Origin of the sequence: Acidiphilium cryptum JF-5 (assembly GCF_000016725.1) — a bacterium.
Classification (GTDB): Bacteria; Pseudomonadota; Alphaproteobacteria; order Acetobacterales; family Acetobacteraceae; genus Acidiphilium; species Acidiphilium multivorum.
Genome location: NC_009484.1, coordinates 2,015,001 through 2,033,372 on the forward strand (window position 1 = coordinate 2,015,001; position 18,372 = coordinate 2,033,372).

Annotated in this window: 20 protein-coding genes (1 of these 20 cut by a window edge); 13 read left to right on the plus strand and 7 right to left on the minus strand. The window is 64.1% G+C overall.

Going from position 1 to position 18,372, the window contains the following annotated elements; all coding sequences use genetic code 11:
• Positions 1-1,055: the start of an ATP-dependent chaperone ClpB gene (clpB, locus tag ACRY_RS11575; RefSeq protein ID WP_011942516.1), read on the minus strand. It extends 1,528 nt beyond the left edge of the window; only the first 1,055 of its 2,583 coding nucleotides appear in the window; it begins with the start codon at positions 1,053-1,055; its stop codon lies beyond the left edge, outside the window.
• A 117-nt stretch (positions 1,056-1,172) separates the two neighbouring features.
• On the opposite strand from clpB, the gene ACRY_RS11580 reads away from it, so the two are divergent.
• The 7 genes from ACRY_RS11580 (at position 1,173) to ACRY_RS11610 (ending at position 5,715) form a co-directional block, all read left to right on the plus strand.
• Positions 1,173-1,934, plus strand: a complete 762-nt coding sequence (locus ACRY_RS11580; protein WP_011942517.1) for an MOSC domain-containing protein — start codon at positions 1,173-1,175, stop codon at positions 1,932-1,934.
• A gap of 50 nt (positions 1,935-1,984) precedes the next feature.
• Entirely contained in the window at positions 1,985-2,569 is a 585-nt protein-coding gene (gene pgsA / locus ACRY_RS11585) for a CDP-diacylglycerol--glycerol-3-phosphate 3-phosphatidyltransferase (protein ID WP_007424829.1), read from the plus strand.
• A 7-nt stretch (positions 2,570-2,576) separates the two neighbouring features.
• Positions 2,577-3,116, plus strand: a complete 540-nt coding sequence (mobB, locus tag ACRY_RS11590) for a molybdopterin-guanine dinucleotide biosynthesis protein B (RefSeq protein ID WP_011942518.1) — start codon at positions 2,577-2,579, stop codon at positions 3,114-3,116.
• A gap of 122 nt (positions 3,117-3,238) precedes the next feature.
• Complete coding sequence (locus tag ACRY_RS11595; protein ID WP_231295244.1) at positions 3,239-3,940, plus strand: hypothetical protein; 702 nt, start codon at positions 3,239-3,241, stop codon at positions 3,938-3,940.
• Positions 3,941-3,971: 31 nt separating this feature from the next.
• Positions 3,972-4,223 (plus strand): molybdopterin converting factor subunit 1, encoded by a 252-nt coding sequence (gene moaD, locus ACRY_RS11600; RefSeq protein WP_007424832.1) that lies wholly within the window; start codon positions 3,972-3,974, stop codon positions 4,221-4,223.
• A gap of 11 nt (positions 4,224-4,234) precedes the next feature.
• The gene (locus ACRY_RS11605; protein ID WP_007424833.1) at positions 4,235-4,678 is read left to right on the plus strand and encodes a molybdenum cofactor biosynthesis protein MoaE; all 444 of its coding nucleotides are present in this window, start codon (positions 4,235-4,237) and stop codon (positions 4,676-4,678) included.
• A gap of 284 nt (positions 4,679-4,962) precedes the next feature.
• Complete coding sequence (locus ACRY_RS11610; RefSeq protein WP_011942520.1) at positions 4,963-5,715, plus strand: response regulator transcription factor; 753 nt, start codon at positions 4,963-4,965, stop codon at positions 5,713-5,715.
• 33 nt (positions 5,716-5,748) lie between these two features.
• Here ACRY_RS11610 and hpnH read toward each other — a convergent pair whose 3' ends face one another.
• Together hpnH and ispH are read right to left on the minus strand one after the other, a co-directional pair.
• Positions 5,749-6,900 (minus strand): adenosyl-hopene transferase HpnH, encoded by a 1,152-nt coding sequence (gene hpnH / locus ACRY_RS11615; RefSeq protein WP_011942521.1) that lies wholly within the window; start codon positions 6,898-6,900, stop codon positions 5,749-5,751.
• A gap of 39 nt (positions 6,901-6,939) precedes the next feature.
• Positions 6,940-7,923 (minus strand): 4-hydroxy-3-methylbut-2-enyl diphosphate reductase, encoded by a 984-nt coding sequence (gene ispH, locus ACRY_RS11620; RefSeq protein ID WP_007421330.1) that lies wholly within the window; start codon positions 7,921-7,923, stop codon positions 6,940-6,942.
• 380 nt (positions 7,924-8,303) lie between these two features.
• Between ispH and dxs the strand changes: the two genes are divergently transcribed.
• From dxs to ACRY_RS11650, 6 genes are all read left to right on the plus strand, one after another.
• Positions 8,304-10,247 (plus strand): 1-deoxy-D-xylulose-5-phosphate synthase, encoded by a 1,944-nt coding sequence (dxs, locus tag ACRY_RS11625; protein WP_007421331.1) that lies wholly within the window; start codon positions 8,304-8,306, stop codon positions 10,245-10,247.
• Between the two features lie 29 nt (positions 10,248-10,276).
• Complete coding sequence (locus ACRY_RS11630) at positions 10,277-10,891, plus strand: ABC transporter substrate-binding protein (RefSeq protein ID WP_043509165.1); 615 nt, start codon at positions 10,277-10,279, stop codon at positions 10,889-10,891.
• A 1-nt stretch (position 10,892) separates the two neighbouring features.
• Positions 10,893-12,086, plus strand: a complete 1,194-nt coding sequence (gene hpnI, locus ACRY_RS11635; RefSeq protein ID WP_011942523.1) for a bacteriohopanetetrol glucosamine biosynthesis glycosyltransferase HpnI — start codon at positions 10,893-10,895, stop codon at positions 12,084-12,086.
• 10 nt (positions 12,087-12,096) lie between these two features.
• On the plus strand, positions 12,097-13,521 hold the full coding sequence (hpnJ, locus tag ACRY_RS11640; RefSeq protein ID WP_011942524.1) for a hopanoid biosynthesis associated radical SAM protein HpnJ: 1,425 nt from the start codon (positions 12,097-12,099) through the stop codon (positions 13,519-13,521).
• Between the two features lie 21 nt (positions 13,522-13,542).
• Positions 13,543-14,346: a hopanoid biosynthesis-associated protein HpnK gene (hpnK, locus tag ACRY_RS11645; protein ID WP_011942525.1), complete on the plus strand. Its 804-nt coding sequence runs from the start codon at positions 13,543-13,545 to the stop codon at positions 14,344-14,346.
• A gap of 159 nt (positions 14,347-14,505) precedes the next feature.
• Complete coding sequence (locus ACRY_RS11650; protein WP_011942526.1) at positions 14,506-16,167, plus strand: beta strand repeat-containing protein; 1,662 nt, start codon at positions 14,506-14,508, stop codon at positions 16,165-16,167.
• A gap of 144 nt (positions 16,168-16,311) precedes the next feature.
• Here the strand turns inward: ACRY_RS11650 and ACRY_RS11655 are convergent, their stop codons facing one another.
• The 4 genes from ACRY_RS11655 to ACRY_RS11670 all read right to left on the minus strand — a co-directional run bounded on the left by ACRY_RS11655 (position 16,312) and on the right by ACRY_RS11670 (position 18,292).
• Positions 16,312-16,758 carry a CopD family protein gene (locus ACRY_RS11655; RefSeq protein ID WP_011942527.1) on the minus strand — a complete coding sequence of 149 codons (447 nt, stop codon included), beginning with the start codon at positions 16,756-16,758 and terminating at the stop codon, positions 16,312-16,314.
• Positions 16,755-17,087, minus strand: a complete 333-nt coding sequence (gene fdxA / locus ACRY_RS11660) for a ferredoxin FdxA (protein WP_011942528.1) — start codon at positions 17,085-17,087, stop codon at positions 16,755-16,757. The genes ACRY_RS11655 and fdxA overlap by 4 nt, the downstream gene beginning before the upstream one ends.
• Before the next feature lie 73 nt (positions 17,088-17,160).
• A complete protein-coding gene (ric, locus tag ACRY_RS11665) occupies positions 17,161-17,889 on the minus strand; it encodes an iron-sulfur cluster repair di-iron protein (RefSeq protein ID WP_011942529.1) in 729 nt (242 codons plus the stop codon).
• Complete coding sequence (locus tag ACRY_RS11670; protein WP_012039666.1) at positions 17,873-18,292, minus strand: group III truncated hemoglobin; 420 nt, start codon at positions 18,290-18,292, stop codon at positions 17,873-17,875. The genes ric and ACRY_RS11670 overlap by 17 nt, the downstream gene beginning before the upstream one ends.
• Between the last annotated feature and the right edge of the window lie 80 nt (positions 18,293-18,372).

An 18,372-nucleotide genomic window follows, 5' to 3' on the forward strand; every position in this document is an offset into this window, starting at 1 on the left:
CGCAGGATCGAGATCGTGTCCTCGACACTCGGCTCATCCACGAAGACCGGCTGGAAGCGCCGCGCCAGCGCCGCATCCTTCTCGATGTACTTCCGATACTCGTCGAGCGTCGTCGCCCCCACGCAGTGCAGCGCGCCGCGAGCCAGTTCGGGCTTGATCAGGTTCGAGGCATCCATCGCGCCATCCGCCCGCCCCGCGCCGACCAGCGTGTGCATCTCGTCGATGAACAGGATGACCTCGCCGTTCGAGCCTTCGATCTCCTTCAGCACGGCTTTCAGCCGTTCCTCGAACTCGCCGCGATATTTCGCGCCGGCCACCATCGCGCCGAGATCGAGCGCGAGCAGCCGCTTGCCCTTCAGCGCCTCCGGCACGTCGCCATTGACGATGCGGAGCGCGAGCCCCTCGACGATCGCCGTCTTGCCAACCCCAGGCTCGCCGATGAGCACCGGGTTGTTCTTGGTCCGCCGCGCCAGCACCTGGATCGCCCGGCGGATCTCCTCGTCGCGGCCGATCACCGGATCAAGCTTCTGCGCGCGCGCGGCCTCGGTCACATCCCGCGCATATTTCTTCAGCGCATCGAAGGTCTGCTCCGCGTTCGCGCTCGTCACCGTGCGGCCCTTGCGGATATCGGCCACCGCCTTCTCCAGGGCCTGCGCCGAGGCGCCGGCCGCGGTCAGCGCCCGGCCCGCCGGCGTGCCGCTCGCCGCGAGTGCCACCAGCACGCGGTCCTGCGCGACATATTCATCGCCGGCCTTCTGCGCCATCTGCTGCGCCGCATCGAGCACCCGCACGAGATCGGGCGTGATCTGCGGCTGCCCGGCGCCGGAGCCCTGCACCTTCGGCAGTTTTCCAATCGCGGCATCGGCCGCGAGACGAACCGCGGCCGGATCGCCCCCGGCCGCGCGGATCAGCCCGCTCGCGGCCCCTTCCTCATCGTCGAGAAACGCCTTGAGCAGGTGTTCCGGCGTGATCTGCTGGTGATATTCGCGCACGGCAATCGTCTGCGCGGCCTGCACGAAGCCGCGGGCGCGTTCGGTAAACTTCTCGAAATCCATTGTTCTCGATCCCTTTCATCAGGCGACCCGGCCGGACCATCCCTCGCAAGGCAATGGTCCGACCTTGTCCGCTGGACATGGTTGCTGCATTGATCCTCCTCAAGAGGAACCGCCCCCATGACCATGCTCGTCGACTCACTCTTCCGCTATCCGGTCAAGGGCCTGACCGCCGAACCGCTGAAGGCCGCGGACCTCGAAGCCGGACGCGCCATCGCCTGGGACCGCGCCTTCGCACTCGCGCAGGGGGATTGCGGTTTCGATCCGGCAGCGCCGGCCTGGCGCCCGAAAGCCGAATTCCTCTGCCTCGCCCGCGATCCGGAAGCCGTTCGCCTCGATTGCCGCTTCGACGACGCCGCAGGCCTGCTGACCCTCATCGCGCCGGACGGCGCGGCGATCGACGCATCGCCCCTGACCGAGGCCGGACGCAGCCAGCTTGGGACGTTCATCGCCGCCGCCCTGCCGGGCTCGATGCGCGGCACGCCACGATTCCGGCATGTGTCCGGCCATAGTTTCTCAGACCACCGGAACCAGGTGATCAGCCTGATCGGCCTGGCCAGCCTGCGGGCGCTCGAAGCCGCCGCCGGCGCGCCGCGCCACCCTCTGCGCTTCCGCGCCAATCTCTATTTCGACGGCGCCGAGCCCTGGGCTGAACTCGGCTGGGTCGGCCGCACACTCGCGATCGGGGACGCGCGGCTGCGGGTTACCGCACGGATCGACCGCTGCGCCGCCACGACCGTCAACCCGGAAACCCGGGCGCGCGACGCCAATCCGGTCAAGGACCTGATGACGCATTTCGGTCATATCGACTGCGGGATTTATGCCGAGGTCCTCGCCCCAGGGCGGATTGCGCCCGGCGATACGATCATTCTGCTGTCATAAGCCTGTTGCGACGGGTGACGCCGGCGGCAAAATCGGCTTAACGTCCCCGAATGCTGACCGACTTACCGAATGTGCTGACGCTCTCGCGCATCGCGGCGATCCCGCTGCTGGTCGTGCTGGTCGCGATCGGCTCCCCGCTCGCCGATCTGCTGGCCGCCCTCCTTTTCGTCATCGCGGGCATCACCGACTGGCTGGACGGCCGCCTCGCCCGCAGCCGCCGCCAGCTATCCGATCTCGGCCGGATGCTCGATCCGATCGCGGACAAGCTGCTGGTCGGCGCAACACTGATGCTTCTCGTCGGTTTTCATCGCGTGACCGCCTTCGGCATCTACCCGGCGATCGTGATCATGCTGCGTGAAATCCTGGTGTCGGGCCTGCGTGAATACCTTGCGGGCATCAAGGTCGGCATGCCGGTGACCCGGCTGGCCAAATGGAAGACGGCCGCGCAGATGGTGGCGCTCGGCATTCTCCTGCTCGGCAATTCCGGCGCCGCGGAACTCGGCATCCCCTGGCTCCCGGCCGGCATCATCGGCGGCGCCCTGCTCTGGATCGCCGCCGGCCTCACCCTCATCACCGGCTGGGATTACCTGACCGCGGGGCTGCGTCACGTGACCCAGCCCGGACCGTCACCCTGACCCGAAGATGACGAAATCATCAGCGACACTCACGGCGCACGGCGCGCCGGTCATCGCCCTCATCGGCTGGTCGGGAAGCGGCAAGACAACCCTGCTCACAGCCCTTCTGCCCCTGCTCGGCGGCGCCGGGCTGCGGGTCTCGACCCTGAAGCACGCCCACCACAAGGTCGACCCCGACCAGCCGGGCAAGGACAGTTTCCGTCATCGCGAAGCCGGAGCACACGAAACGATGCTCGCCACCGCCGAACGCTTCGTGCTGTTTCACGATCACGGCGCCGCCGCCGAACCGGATCTTCCTGCCCTGCTCGCCCGCATGGCACCGGCCGATCTCTATCTCGCGGAAGGCTTCAAGGCGGCCGCGGTCGAAAAGATCGAAGTGCATCGGCCCGAACTCGGCAAGGCGCCGCTTTGGCCGGAGCAGGACGATGTCATCGCCGTCGCCTGCGATGTCCCGCTCCCCGGGTGCGACCGACCTGTTCTTCCCCTCGGCGATCCGCCAGCCGTCGCGCGGTTCCTCCTCCGCCGATGCGGCCGCCTGATCGCTTGAGGTAGACCGGCAAACCGGCGCATAACGAATTCGAACAATTTCGAGGAAGAAAGATGCGGCAATTTGCCAGATCCGCCCCATCCCGCCCGGCCGTACTGCCTTCGCCCCGGCCCCGCCGTGCCGTGGCCGCACTTCTTCCCGGCAGTCTTGTGCTGCTGCTTTCCGGCTGCGCGGGCGTGGGCAACTATTTCAACAGCACCCTCAACCCACTCGGGGATCCGAATGCGCCCGCGGGTGACGCCATCAACATGCAGCGCGCCCGCGGCAACGAGGTCGCGGTACAGCCGCTGCGTCCCCAGCCAGGCGATGTCTGGCCGGGCAAGCTCGCTCCGGTGCCAACACTCGGTGAAATCCAGAAACACATGAACGTGCCCCTCGGGCAGGCTTATCAGAACCTCTACAGCGCCCCCGCCGGCAGCTCCCCGGCGCCGTCCTATTCGGTTCCGCCCGGCGCAAAGGTCCGCCGTCTGCCGCCCGACCGCGCGGAAGGCGCGGAGGCAACGTTCTCCCGCCCCGCCGGCGCGGCCATGCACTCATCCACGCCACCCGGCAGCGCACAGGCGCCTGTGCCGCGCGCCCCGGCAATACCGACAGCGCCGGCAAGGCCCGCCAAGCCGATTACCTCCGGAGATTCGCTGCCTGTGGGCCAGACGGTCATGGGACCGCATGGCCCGCTCGGCATCGTGACGTCTCCCAGCAACGGCCGTTACCAGACGATCGCCCCGATCGGCGGCCGGGGGGGCGGCATCCTGATTCCCAACGGGAACGGCACCGCGACGCTGATCCAGTCGAATGGCCAGGTGGTAACGGTCCCGACCCGATGACTCAACGCCTCTGTGGTCCCATATCCTTATAATGAAGATCCTCTATTTCGCCTGGTTGCGCGAGCGTATCGGCCTCTCCGAGGAAGACGTCGATATTCCGCCCGAAGTGACGACAATTAGTGCCCTGACCGATTTTCTGTCGGCGCGCAGCCCTGCCCATACCCGTGCATTCGCGGACCGCCGCGCGATCAAGACCGCCCTCGATCAGCGCTTCGTTCCGCCCGACACATTGCTGGAAGGTGCCCGCGAGATCGCCTTCTTTCCGCCTTTCACCGGTGGATGACGGACCGGAGCATGCCTCGCATCGTCGTCACGACTGAGGACATCGACGTCGGCGCCGAACTCGCTGCGCTTGAAGCGGGGGCCGGCGCGGTTGCCAGTTTCGTCGGCGTCGTCCGAGGCGAGGCCGGCGGCCGCCGGCTGACCTCCCTGATTCTCGAACATTACCCGGCAATGACCGAGGCGTCCCTGGCCGAGATTGCCAAGACGGCCGCGAACCGCTGGCAGCTCACCGGTTGCACGATCATCCACCGGGTCGGCGAACTGACACCCGGCGCCCGTATCGTTCTGGCCGCCGCCGCCAGCGCCCATCGGGCTGACGCCCTCGCGGCAACCGCCTTCCTGATCGACTGGCTGAAGACCGACGCGCCGTTCTGGAAGCGCGAGAACTTTGCCGATGGCACATCGCACTGGGTTTCGGCACGCGACGAGGATCAGGAAGCGCGCAACCGCTGGTAGTCCGGCGCACGCCAATCCATTGCCTCGATTTAATCTTCAATACCCTCCCACGCGCTCGAACCTCGCTGCTCCCCCTGCCGAACACCCCGGCCATCGGCGGATAAAGGCAGGGTTTTCACCGCATTTGTGCGCCCTGGTGCCGGAAAAGTTTCCAAAAACTCAATTTCAATCCCATTTTTCGTAATCGAAATTATTATTCAATCGATTATCATCTCCTTAAAATTATTTTATTGACGCCCTCCCCTTCCGGTTGTATTGAATTTTTCAGTTAACTGGGGGTTGTAATGAAACTTCTCATTTTTGGAAACCCGCTCGATAATCGAGATGTTCTGACTACATTCTTTAAGTCCAAGCTCGTCGTTGTAGACGAAACGACGGATATTGAAGAAGCGCTCGATCTGACGCGATTTTATGAATACGACGCGGTCGTTCTGCGTGTAACGGATACCCGCCCGGCGGAGATCGAACTCATCCGCAGGTTGCGCCTCGCTGGACTGCGCTGCCCGATCATGGCCGTCGCGCATTTGCTGAGCGAAGCAACGCGCCTGCGCATTCTCGAGGCAGGTGTTGACGATCTGATCGTAAGCGCAATCTCACACGAGGAAATTTTCCTCAGAGTGCAGAATCAGGTTCGTCGCAGCCGCGGCTTCCAGAGCTCGTCGCTGGCTGTCGGCAATGTTGAAATCAACATGAACGCGAAGAAAATTTTCGTATCTCAAACCGAGATCGGATTAACAAAAAAAGAATATCAGATCGTGGAGATCCTTGCCCTAAGGAAAGGATGCGTTCTGAGCAAGGAAGCGATCCTTGATCATCTCTATGGAGGGCTCGACGAGCCCAACCCAAAAATCATCGACGTGTTCATCTGCAAAATCCGCAAGAAACTGCTGGCCGCCGGAGCCGACGACCTGATCCAGACGAACTGGGGCCGGGGCTACATGATTGTCGACCGTCGAGAGTCCGAACTCCGTCCGACCAGAACTGCCCCCGCACAAAACATCATGCCGGCGCCTCGCGAGCGAAGCGCCGCCGGATGACCGCAACAGGGGCGGGATACGGCCGTTCCCCGGTTACTCCGCGGGTTCGGCCGGTTCCTCGGTTCCCTGGATCTCCGCCATCTTGTGTTCGACGTGCCGTGAGAACACAAACTCCGCCGGCCGCTGATGATCAAGCGGGATATCTGCCGCCATGGCGCCTTCGGTACGGATCCCCGTCACCGCAAGCTTGGCCAATTTCCAGGGGCGCTTGACCGAGTCAACCACCGCAGTCGCCTCGAAGCCCGAGTGGACCATGCAGTCGGCGCATTTTTCATAATTGCCGACACCATATTTGTCCCAATCGGTTGTCTCCATCAGCTCCTTGTACGTCTTTGCGTAGCCTTCCCCGATTAGGTAGCAAGGCCGCTGCCAACCAAACACGTTGCGCGTCGGGTTGCCCCAGGGCGTGCACTTGTAGGTCTGATTGCCGGCCAGGAAGTCGAGAAAGAGGGGAGACTGATTGAATTTCCAGCGAATTCCGCGCGCCTTCCGCTCCTTTCCATGGCGGAAGATCGCCCGGAAAAGTTCTTTCGTCCGCTGACGGTTAAGGAAATGTTCCTGATCCGGGGCACGCTCATAGGCATAACCCGGGGACGTCATGACCCCATCGACGCCGATTTCGTTCACGGTATCGAGGAACGCGGCGACCCGCTCGGGATTGGCTCCGTCGAACAATGTGCAGTTGATCGAAACACGGAATCCCTTTGCCTTGGCCAGTTTGATCGCGGCAACGGCACGTTCGTAGACGCCTTCCTGACTGACCGCCTGGTCATGCATCTCGCGATCGCCGTCGAGATGAATGTCCCAGCAGAAATTCGGGTGCGGCTTGTACTGGTCGATCTTCTTCTCGAGCAGCAGCGCATTCGTGCAGAGATAGATGAACTTGTCCCGCGCCAGGATCTTCTCGACGATCTCGGGCATTTCCCGGTGCAGCAGCGGCTCGCCGCCAGCAATCGCCACAACCGGAGCGCCACACTCATCCACGGCTTCCAGCGCGTCGGCAACCGACAGGCGCTGATTCAGAATCGGTGCGGGATAATCGATCTTGCCGCAACCGGCGCAAGCCAGGTTACAGCGGAACAGCGGCTCCAGCATCAGCACCAGCGGATACCGCCGATTGCCGGTCAAATGCTGTTTCAGCACGTAGGCTCCAACCTTGATCGCCTGCTTCAGCGGCACGCCCATTGGTAACTCCTGATATTTCCCAACCTGCCGATGCGCCGTTCAGGCATCGCTCACTTCGGTGGGCAGTTTGAACCTGACATCTTCCGGCGTGCCGGCAAGGGTATCGATTTCGATGGCGCCGAACTTCCGCAGGCCATCGATCACCCCTTTGACCAGCACTTCCGGCGCCGACGCGCCCGCCGTAACCCCGACGGCGCGGATGCCCTTGAACCAGGACGGATCGAGATGGCTGGCATCGTCGATCAGATAGGACGGACGCCCCAATTCGGCGCCGATCTCGCACAAACGATTGGAATTCGATGAATTTCGGCTGCCGACGACCAGGATAACGTCGACCTGTTCGGCCAGATGCCGCACGGCTTCCTGCCGGTTTTGGGTCGCATAGCAGATATCGCGCACGTCGGGACCGACGATCCCGGGAAAGCGCTCGACCAGCGCCGCAATGATTCCGCGCGTGTCGTCAACCGAAAGCGTCGTCTGTGTGATATAGGCAAGCTTGTCCGGGTCGCTCACCTGCAGTGACGCCACATCCTCGACGGTCTGCACAAGATAGACCCGACCGTCGATCTGGCCGATCGTCCCCTCGACTTCCGCGTGCCCGGCATGGCCGATCAGCACGATCTCCCGCCCCTGACCAGCGTAGCGCCGCCCTTCGGAATGGACCTTGGCAACCAGCGGGCAGGTGGCATCGATCACCGGCAGGGCGCGGTTCGCGGCGCTCTGCTGCACTTTCCGCGCGACACCATGCGCAGAAAACACCGTAATCGCCCCATCCGGCACTTCCGAAATCTCGTCGACGAACACCGCGCCGCGGGATCTCAAATCCTCCACCACATGGCGGTTATGCACGATTTCATGGCGCACATAGATCGGCGGACCGAATTTCGCCAATGCCCGTTCAACGATCTCGATCGCCCGCTCGACGCCGGCGCAGAACCCGCGCGGCTGCGCCAGCACGACTTTCATGACCGTCTGGTCCACGGCCGGATCTGCGCATTCGGTCATGGTATGAGGCAGATCCATGGTCTGTCGCCTTTCGAATCGGGAATTCGCGATTGTGGGAAATCCACTCCGGCAGTACGCCGTTTCTCTGAAATAAGTCATCCCAAGGCGGCTTCGCAAGGGCGCCTGTTCCGAGCCCCCTCTTGGAGACCGCCTGTGTTGCAGTTATGCATCGTGCGAGATCAAACAGCCACCCCATCCCCGCACCCGTTTCATTCCAGACCGGTTGATCTTATCTCTTCAACCATGCCCTATCGCTCCCCACGATGAATGTATAAATCCTCCGGGTACCGGCACGGCCCGGAGTGCCGCAGGGTCGCAATGACGGAGATTGAAGGAATCAGCATGATGGCTTACCGCGCCAGCGAAAGACCGGTTACCTGCGCACGGGGTATCGTCTGATGCCGCCGCAGACTCCCCTGCTGGATCGTGTCCGCGTTCCGAGCGACCTGCGCAATTTCTCCGCCGACCAGCTCCGCCAGCTCGCCGGGGAATTGCGCGCCGAAACGATCGACACCGTTTCCGTGACCGGCGGGCACCTGGGCGCGTCGCTCGGCGTCGTCGAGCTGACGGTGGCCCTGCACGCGGTGTTCGAGACCCCGCGGGATCGCCTGATCTGGGATGTCGGCCATCAGACCTATCCGCACAAGATCCTCACCGGCCGGCGCGATCGCATCCGTACACTGCGCCAGCCCGGCGGGCTGTCCGGCTTCACGCGCCGTTCCGAAAGCGAATACGATCCGTTCGGGGCCGCCCATTCCTCGACGTCGATTTCGGCCGGCCTGGGCATGGCCGTGGCCCGCGACCTGAAGGATGAATCCCCTAAGCGTCACGTCATCGCCGTGATCGGCGACGGGGCGATGTCCGCCGGCATGGCCTATGAGGCGATGAACAACGCGGGCGCCAGCAAGTCCCGCATGATCGTCATCCTCAACGACAACGACATGTCGATCGCGCCGCCGGTCGGCGCGATGAGCGCCTACCTCTCGCGGCTGATCTCCTCGCGCAGCTTCCTCTCGATCCGCGATTTCGCCGCCCGGATGGCGAAACGCTTCCCCCGCACGCTCGAACGCACGGCCAAGCGCGCCGAGGAATACGCCCGCGGAATCCTTACCGGCGGCACGCTGTTCGAGGAGCTGGGCTTTTATTATGTGGGCCCGATCGACGGCCATAATCTCGACCATCTTCTTCCGGTCCTGCGCAATCTGCGCGACATCGACGGCGACGAGCCGATCCTGCTCCATGTCGTCACCCAGAAGGGCAAGGGCTACGCACCGGCCGAGGCGTCGGCCGACAAGTATCACGGCGTCTCGAAGTTCAACGTCGTCACCGGCGAGCAGACCAAGGCGCCGCCGGGACCGCCCTCTTATACAAAGGTGTTCGCCCAGGCGCTGATCGCCGAGGCGGAACATAATCCGAACGTCGTCGCGGTCACCGCGGCGATGCCGAGCGGCACCGGCCTCGACGCCTTCGCCAAGCGCTTCCCGGACCGCTGCTTCGATGTCGGCATCGCCGAACAGCACGCCGTGACCTTCGCCGCCGGCATGGCGACCGAGGGCATGGCGCCGTTCTGCGCCATCTATTCCACCTTTCTCCAGCGCGCCTACGACCAGGTCGTGCATGACGTGGCGATCCAGTCCCTGCCCGTGCGCTTCGCCATGGACCGCGCCGGCCTCGTCGGCGCGGACGGTGCCACCCATGCCGGCGCCTACGACCTCGCCTATCTCGGCTGCCTCCCCGGAATGGTGATCATGGCACCGTCCGATGAGGCGGAACTGATGAACTGCGTTGCCACCGCGGCCGCGATCGACGACCGCCCGTCCGCGTTCCGCTATCCGCGCGGCGAGGGCACCGGCGTCCAGCTCCCTGCGCGCGGAACGCCATGGGAAATCGGCAAGGGACGAATCGTGCGCGAAGGCAGCAAGGTGGCCGTCCTGGCGCTCGGCCCACGCCTGGCCGAAGCGCTGAAGGCAGCGGACGAACTCGCGGCGCGCGGCTTCCCCGCAACCGTCGCCGATGCCCGCTTCATGAAGCCGCTCGATACCGCGCTGGTGGACCAGCTTGCCCGTCATCACGAAGTCCTGATCACGATCGAGGATGGTTCGAGCGGCGGCTTCGGCGCGGCTGTCGGCCACCATCTCGCCTGGTCGGGCGCGTTCGACTCAGGGCTGCGATTCCGCCCGATGACGCTTCCGGACCGCTTCATCGACCACAACTCACCCGCCGGCCAGCTGATCGATGCCGGACTTACCGCGAAGGATATCGTGGCGCACGCGCTCGGCGCGCTCGGTCGCGGAGCCGTGCCCGAAAATTCGCACGGTTCGGTCGCAATTCCGGCACGTTGATCGCCATATCTGCCCTTATGAAACGTCGAATGCTCCTGGCGGCGCCACTTGCCGTGGCCCTGCCCCTCGCGCTTCCGGCGGCACGCGCTGCCGCTGCCCCGGAAACGCAGCCGGTCAACGCCCTGGACGACGCGCTGATCGCGACAATGAAGGCTGGCAGCGCCGGCAAGACCTTCAGTGCGCGCTACGCCATGCTCAAGCCGGTGATCGAAAAGAGTTTCGACCTTCGACTGATCCTGCAGAACTCGGCGGGACTGCTCTGGTCGCAAATTCCGGCTGCCCAGAAAACCGAGCTTGAGAAACTGTTCCGCCAGTATACGGTTGCAACCTATGTGAGCAACTTCAACGCCTACGCCGGCCAGCACTTCACGACCAATCCCGACATCCGGCGGACAGGCAATGCCCGCGTCGTGTCGACCACGTTCGAGGGAAACGGGGGAAAGAAGGTCGAACTGGCCTACGTGATGCGGCAGTCCGGCGGTGTGTGGAAAATTACCGACGTTCTCTTCGACGGGACAATCAGCAAGGTCGCCACGCAGCGCTCTGACTTCAGCGGCCTGATCGAGCCTGGCAACGCGTCGCGGCTGATCGATGCGCTGAAGGCGAAGGTCGCTTCGCTGTCCGGCGGGGCGATCAAGGACTGACATGACCGCAATCCTGCCGGCCCTCGCCGACGCGCTCTGCGCGGTCGGCCTCGTCCAGCAGGCCATCGGCTCCACCCTCGTGCGCGTCGCCCGGCATCCGGAAGCTTCAATGCCGGGCGACGCACCGGGCATCACCGTTCTCAAGCCGCTGCACGGCACCGAACCGCTGCTCGACATTGCGCTCGAATCCTTCTTCCTGCTGGACTATCCGCGGTTTCAGCTCGTATTCGGCGCGGCCGATCCCGATGACCCCGCCCTCGCCCTGGTAGCCCGTTTGCAGGCACGCTACAGGCAGGTCGACGTCGCGACGGTCGCCGGGCCGCACCGGGCGGGCCGCAACCGGAAGGTCGCCAACCTGATCGCAATGCGGTCCGCCGCCCGGTACGACCTTCTCGTGATCTCGGATGCCGACATGCATGTCGCGCCGGATTTCCTGAACGGCATCGCCCGCTCCCTCTCGCGGCCAGAGGCGGGCCTCGCCACGACCTTCTATACCGGTCTGCCCGCGAACGGCGCGCTCGCCGCCCGGCTGGGCGCGATGCAGATCAATCACGGCTTCCTTCCCGGCGCCGCCATCGCCCGCGCGCTCGGCCGGCAGGACTGCCTTGGCGCGACAATGGCTCTCCGCGGTGCCGATCTCGACCGGATCGGCGGGTTCGAGGCGCTGCTCGACCATCTCGCCGACGACAACGTCCTCGGCCAGCGCATCCGCGCCACCGGCAAGCAGGTCGTTCTCGCGCCGGCGCTTCCGGCCACCTCGGTGCCCGAGACGACGTTCGCCGCCCTCATGCGGCACGAACTGCGCTGGGCCCGCACAATTCGCGCGCTGGTGCCGTTCAGCTATGCCGGAATGATCACGCAGTTCCCGCTCTTCTGGGCCCTGGCGGCACTGCTGCTGTCCGGCGGCGCGACGTGGACATGGATCGGCCTGGCCCTCGCCGCCGGCCTGCGCTACATCATCGCGCAGCAGCTCGAACGCCGCCTTGGGTTTTCCGGGCGCGGCCGTGGTTCACCCGCCCTGGCGAGCACGCCGGCGCCCTGGCTTTTCCTCTTGCGCGATATGGTTTCGGCGGCCATTTTCGTGATGAGTTTCTGGAGCGATACCGTCGAGTGGCGTGGCAATGTGCTGGAGGCCGATTCGGGCCGCAGCGACAGCGGGCGACAGGCAGAAGCCGCCCCGCGGCATATGAATTAGGACCGATGCGATGATGAAGACCCTGTTCCTGCAACCGCCCTCCTTCGACGGGTTCGACGGCGGCGCCGGCTCCCGCTACCAGGCGCGCCGCGAGATCCGGTCCTTCTGGTTCCCGACCTGGCTCGCCCAGCCGGCGGCGCTGATCCCCGGCTCCAAACTGATCGACGCGCCTCCCGCCGGCCTCACGATGAAGGATGTGATGCCGCACGCCCGCGCCGCCGAGCTCGTCATCATCCACACCTCCACGCCGTCCTTCGCCAACGACGTCAAGGTCGCGGCCCAGATCAGGGCGGAGAACCCCGGCGTGAAGATCGGCTTCATCGGCGCGAAGGTGGCGGTCCAGGCCGGCGAAAGCCTCGAGCGCGCCGCCCCTGTCGACTTCGTCGCCCGCAACGAGTTCGACTTCACGATCAAGGAAATCGCCGAGGGCAAGCCCTTCGCCGAGGTCGAAGGCATTTCCTGGCGCAACGAGGCCGGCGAGATCGTCCACAACCAGGACCGCCCCACCCTCGAGGACATGGACAGCCTTCCCTTCGTCGCCGACGTCTACAAGCGCGACCTGAAGATCGAGGACTATTTCATCGGCTATCTGATGCACCCCTACGTGTCGCTGTATACCGGCCGGGGCTGCAAGTCGCGCTGCACCTTCTGCCTCTGGCCGCAGACGGTCGGCGGCCACCGCTACCGCACCCGCTCGGTCGAGCACGTGATCGCCGAGGTGAAGCAGATCCAGCGCGATTTCCCGCAGATGCGCGAGCTCTTCTTCGACGACGACACCTTCACCGACAACCTTCCCCGCGCCGAGGCGATCGCGCGCGAACTCGGCAAGCTCGGCGTCACCTGGTCCTGCAATGCCAAGGCGAACGTTCCCCGCGACACGCTCAAGGTGCTGCGCGACAATGGTCTTCGTCTGCTGCTCGTCGGCTATGAAAGCGGCAACCAGCAGATCCTGCACAACATCAAGAAGGGCATGCGGATCGAGGTCGCGAAGAAATTCACGAAGGACTGCCACGATCTCGGCATCAAGATCCACGGCACCTTCATTCTCGGCCTGCCCGGCGAAACGCAGGACACCATCCGCGAGACGATCGATTTCGCGAAGGAGATCAACCCGCATACCATCCAGGTCTCCCTCGCCGCGCCATACCCAGGCACCTTCCTTTACAACCAGGCCGTCGAAAACGGCTGGCTCGACGCGGCGCATGCCGAACTGATCGACGATCACGGGATCCAGATCGCGCCGCTCCACTACCCGCATCTGACGCACACCGAAATCTTCGACAGCGTGGAAACCTTCTACCGGCAGTTCTATTTCCGCGTGCCGAAGATCGCCTCGATTGTCGGCGAGATGGTGCGCAGCCCGCAAATGATGAAGCGCCGCCTGCGCGAGGGCGTGGAGTTCTTCCAGTTCCTGCGCGAGCGCCACGCCGCCTGATCGTCCAGAGCATCCGCAGCCATGCGAAGCGACGCCGAGGTCATCTTCTCGGCGGATGATTTCGGCCTGACCGACAGCGTCAACGAAGCGGTGGAACGCGCCCATCTTGAGGGCGCGCTGACCCAGGCGAGTCTCATGGTGGCCGCCCCCGCCGCGGCCGACGCGGTTGCCCGCGCGCGGCGCCTGCCCAGCCTGAATGTCGGGCTGCATCTGGTGCTGGTCGAGGGGGATTCCGTGCTCGGCCACACCGCCTTGCCCACGATCACCGGCGCGGATGGCCGGTTCGGGGCAGATCAGGTCGCCCGCGGCTTCCGCTACTTTTTCTCCCCCGCCGCGCGGCGGGAACTGGCGGCTGAAATCCGTGCGCAGTTCGAGGCCTTCGCGGCGACCGGCCTCACGCTGCACCACGCGGATAGCCACAAGCACATGCACATGCATCCCACCGTGGCGTCGCTGATGATCCGCATCGGCCGCGAATTCGGCCTCCGGCGCATCCGGGTTCCGGCCGAACCCCCCGCGGTCCTGAGGGCGAGCGGCGACCGGCCGGGTTTCCCGGCCCATGCCCTTTATGCCTGGTCGCGTGTTATCCGCGCACAGGCGAGCCGCGCCGGGCTATCGAGTCCCGACCATATCCTCGGCATCCGACGTTCCGGCCACATGACACCCGAACGGGTGAACGCCTATCTCGAAGTCCTGCCCTCCGGCTCAACGGAAATCTATTTCCACCCCGCGACCCGGCGGTGCCGGGATCTCGAAAGGCTGATGCCGGACTACGAGCATGTCGCTGAATTCGAGGCGCTATGTGCGATCAGGGACCGGGCCTGATCCCCGTTAGAAATTTGTATTGAACGCGTAATTTGAAACAACACCAAACTACAACCTTGAGACGAATTGTTTGTTAGAAAAACTGCTTCCTGTTGGGAATGCGTTAATTTTTCGCCGATAGATCTGAGGGCACCAGCACAGCAGACCAAGGAGCGGCTCGTGTCATCCTCAACATCAACGGAAAATGTCTCAGTCATATCAAGTCTTGGTGCGACACCAGACACGTTTGCAGTAGACACATCGATTCAGGCCATTGTTCAGCAACAGCTGGACAACAATATCACCAACCTCATCAATCTGAATTCGCCCTATACCGGTGTAACAGTAACACCGATATCCTTGAATTCCGACGGCACTACGAACTCCTCCCCTCCTCCTGAGCCCACCAATACGTCGTTCTACGAGGATACTTACATCACCGGTTCGGTCACCGGCAGCGGCGGGTCGATCAGCTGGCCTAACGCCATGACCAATGGCGTTCCGACCAATAACGGTATCCGCGGAATCATCGCGACCTTCAGCGGTAACGAGACCATTACCGGCGGCGCCGGCAAGAACGCGCTGATCGTCACGGGCTCGACCACGAACCTGACATGGGATCCGATGGGCGGCGCCGGCACCGACACGATCTATGCAGGCGGCGGAAACAACAACTTCACGCTTGACGGTTACTGGTACGACGTTCAGGTCGCGAGCGGCGACAACACGATCACGACGGCCGCCAACGCCGCCGGCGGCGCGAGTTACAATCGCATCACGACCGAGGGTGGCCACAACGTCATCAACCTCGACGCGGGCACCAATACCGTCATGTCCGCCGGTAGCGACGTGATTAACGTCAACGATTCCGGCAACCTGATTTCTGTATCCGGCGCGTCGAAGATCACCTTTGGCGCGAACGCGACCGGCAACACGCTTTACGCGACCGGGGCGGCAACAATCGTCGGCAATTCCGGCGGCAATACGATCTCGATCAGCGGCAGTCAGGGGGCGGCAATCAGCACCTCGGGCGCCGGTTCCCTCGGCTCGGTCGCCGGCAACACGACGATCTATTCGTCGACCGACGACGAAAGCGTCCAGTTCACCGCCGGCACAAACCGGTTCAGGAACAATGGCGGCTTTGACACCATCGTCGCTACCGGGCAGTCCGTCGTTCGCGCAGGCAATCCAACGGGATCGACCGGCAAGATCGACTTCATCAATCAGAGCACCAACGCGGTGACGGTTCTTGGCGGCGCGGGCGCCGTGACGGCTTTCGGCGGCGTCGGCGGCGGCATCATTACCGGCGGCGCGGAAGGCAACAACTCCCTGATCGGCGGTTCCGGGTCGGCCACTCTGGTCGGCGGCGGGAACGGCGATTTCATTGAGGCCGGAGGCGGGAATGCGACACCGAGCGGAGCTTGGAATGCGCTTTTTGCCGGTGTCGGCAATGAAACGCTCACCGCCACATCGGTAACGGGCAGCAACCTGTTTGCGGCCGGCAGCGGCAATGACATCATTTCGTCAGAAGGCACGGGAACCCAGTACTTCTTCACCGGGTCCGGCAACGCCACGATCACGGGATCGTCCCTGGCCGGCTCGGACAATATCTATTTTGCCAGGTCGGGCGGTACAAGCAGCCAGGACATCATCAACAATTTCTCGACGCAGAGAGATATCATGGTGATGATCAACGGCCAGACGATTTCTTCCGTCACTGCAACTTCAAATGCATCGCCTCAAACCGGCGCTGTCCTGACATTGTCGGACAACACGAGGATCACCATGGTCGGTATCAACCCGAACCAGTTGCAGCAATTCGTCGGCGGATCGTTCGTGTAAAGGCCAAACCTGCCAGGGCGCGTCTTGTCAACGGAATCGAGGCGCGCTCTCGCAGCACGGTTGCATTTTGAATTTTAGCTGAACCCGTCTGCGTGCGTCGCCACCATGACCAGGCGATAACGCAGGCGGGCTATATTCGGCGCCTCATGGCCGAACCAGCACCATCGTGACGATCACGACCATCAGGACGATCGGGACAACCGCGCTCCGCCTCAGGATTGTCACCTCCGGCCGGGCATCGTCGCGCAGCCGCCGGCGCCAGGCGGAGAGAATGCCATGGTACCAGGAGAGCAGCAGCACGGCGGCCAATTTCACCAGCCACCACGGTGCGCTCCAGGATATCGTGCCGGGCGTCAACGCAAGCAGGATGCCGAACCCCCAGGCCGCATACATCGCGGGATTGACCAGGCGCTTGAAGATCTGGCGCTCGAGGGCCGCGAACGCCATCGCCGCCGGGCTCGCCGGCTCCAGCCCATGATGGCGCAGATAGATCATGGGCAGCACGATCATCCCCGCCATCCACAAGATCACCGCGATCACGTGTAGCGCCAGCATCTCGCGCAGGAAGGGCAACAGCGCCGGCACCGTCATGGCGTGCCCGGCTCCCTCGAGAGCGATGCGGCCTTGCCAGGCCTGTCCTTCCACGCGTCGGCGTCCTCTGGCGGGGTTCCCTTGCGGGTGATATTCGGCCAGAGGGCCGCCAATTCACGGTTCTGATCGATCCATGCGTCCGCCTTCGCGTCGGAATCCGGCACGATCGCCTCGGCCGGGCATTCGGGTTCGCAGACCCCGCAATCGATGCATTCGTCCGGATGGATCACCAGCATGTTCTCGCCGGCATAGAAGCAGTCAACCGGACAGACCTCGACGCAATCCATGTATTTGCACTTGATGCAGCTTTCGGTGACGACATAGGCCATGACGCGACTTTCGGTAAACAGGGCTGCAGTCAACGGGAGCAGATCCAGGCGGGCGGCAGCATCGGCCCGGCCGTCAGTGATTGGCTCCTGATGCCGGATTGCCCTCCCCGGCTTCCTCCTCGGCCTCGAAGCGCGGGAAGAGGACGTTGTTCTCCAGATGGACATGCATCATCAGATCGTCGTGAAACTTGCCAAGGCCGAGATACAGCGCCCGCCAGGTGGCACAGGCGCCCTGCGGCGCGACCCGGCCACCGGTGATCGCCTCGATCCCCGCGAGAACCGCGCCGTGATCCTCGTGCTCGGCGCGCATGACCTGGATTGCGGCACGCGCCATCTCGCCGCCCCCCTGGGCGAGCAGCGGAAACAGCACGACCTCCTCGCGCTGCTGATGCAGGCGCAGTTCGGCGATCATGCGCGACAATGTTTCCGCAAGGCCATCCGGCACGGCAGGGTGCTTGCGGTGCGTCGCCTCGACCTTGGCGGCAAGGTCGCGCAGGTTCGGCAGCTCGGCGAGGTGGACCGCGTGGTAGCGCGTCTTGATGTGGTCGATCAGCGCCGGCGTCGGCGCGTCCCGCCAGTCATCGAGCGGTTCGGCGGCGGCGCTCATCAGGGCGGCGAGAACGGGCGACGGCGCGATCCCCTGCCCTGCCAGCGCCTCGGCCAGCGTGCGCTTGCCCTGGCAGCAGAAATCGATGCCGAAGGTCTGAAACACCGAAGCGGCACCCGCTCGGCTGGCGGCGATCTGGCCGACAGGCGCGTTCAACAGACCGGCATCGGCCGGCGTTTCAATCTGCCCGGACATGGGTTGTCTCCTGATTGGCATGAGGGAAGAGCGGCAGTTCGCCGCGATGCACGGCAATGCCGTGTTCAAGGCTGCGGGCAATCCGCCCCGCGAGCAGGACGAAACGATCGGCCGCGTCCGGCGGGCAGTGTTCCCGCGCGGTTTCCGCCCACAGTTCCATCCATCTTCCGAAATGCGCGGCCTCGATGGGCAGCGGCGCGTGCGCCTGCATCGGCGTGCCGCTGTAGCGGCCGCTCATCAGCGCGACAGAGGACCAGAACGCGCACATGCGGCCGAGATGACGATCCCAGTCATGCACCTTCGCCTCGAAGACGGGGCCGATGAGCGGGTCGCGCCTCGCCGCTCCATAGAAGGCATGCACCTGCCGTTCGATCATCGCTTCATCGATTCCGTTGTCCTGCATGGCTACTCCGTCAGCCGGCTATATACGCATTTCATATACGTAAAATGCTCCGCCCAAATACGCATTGTCAATACCTGATA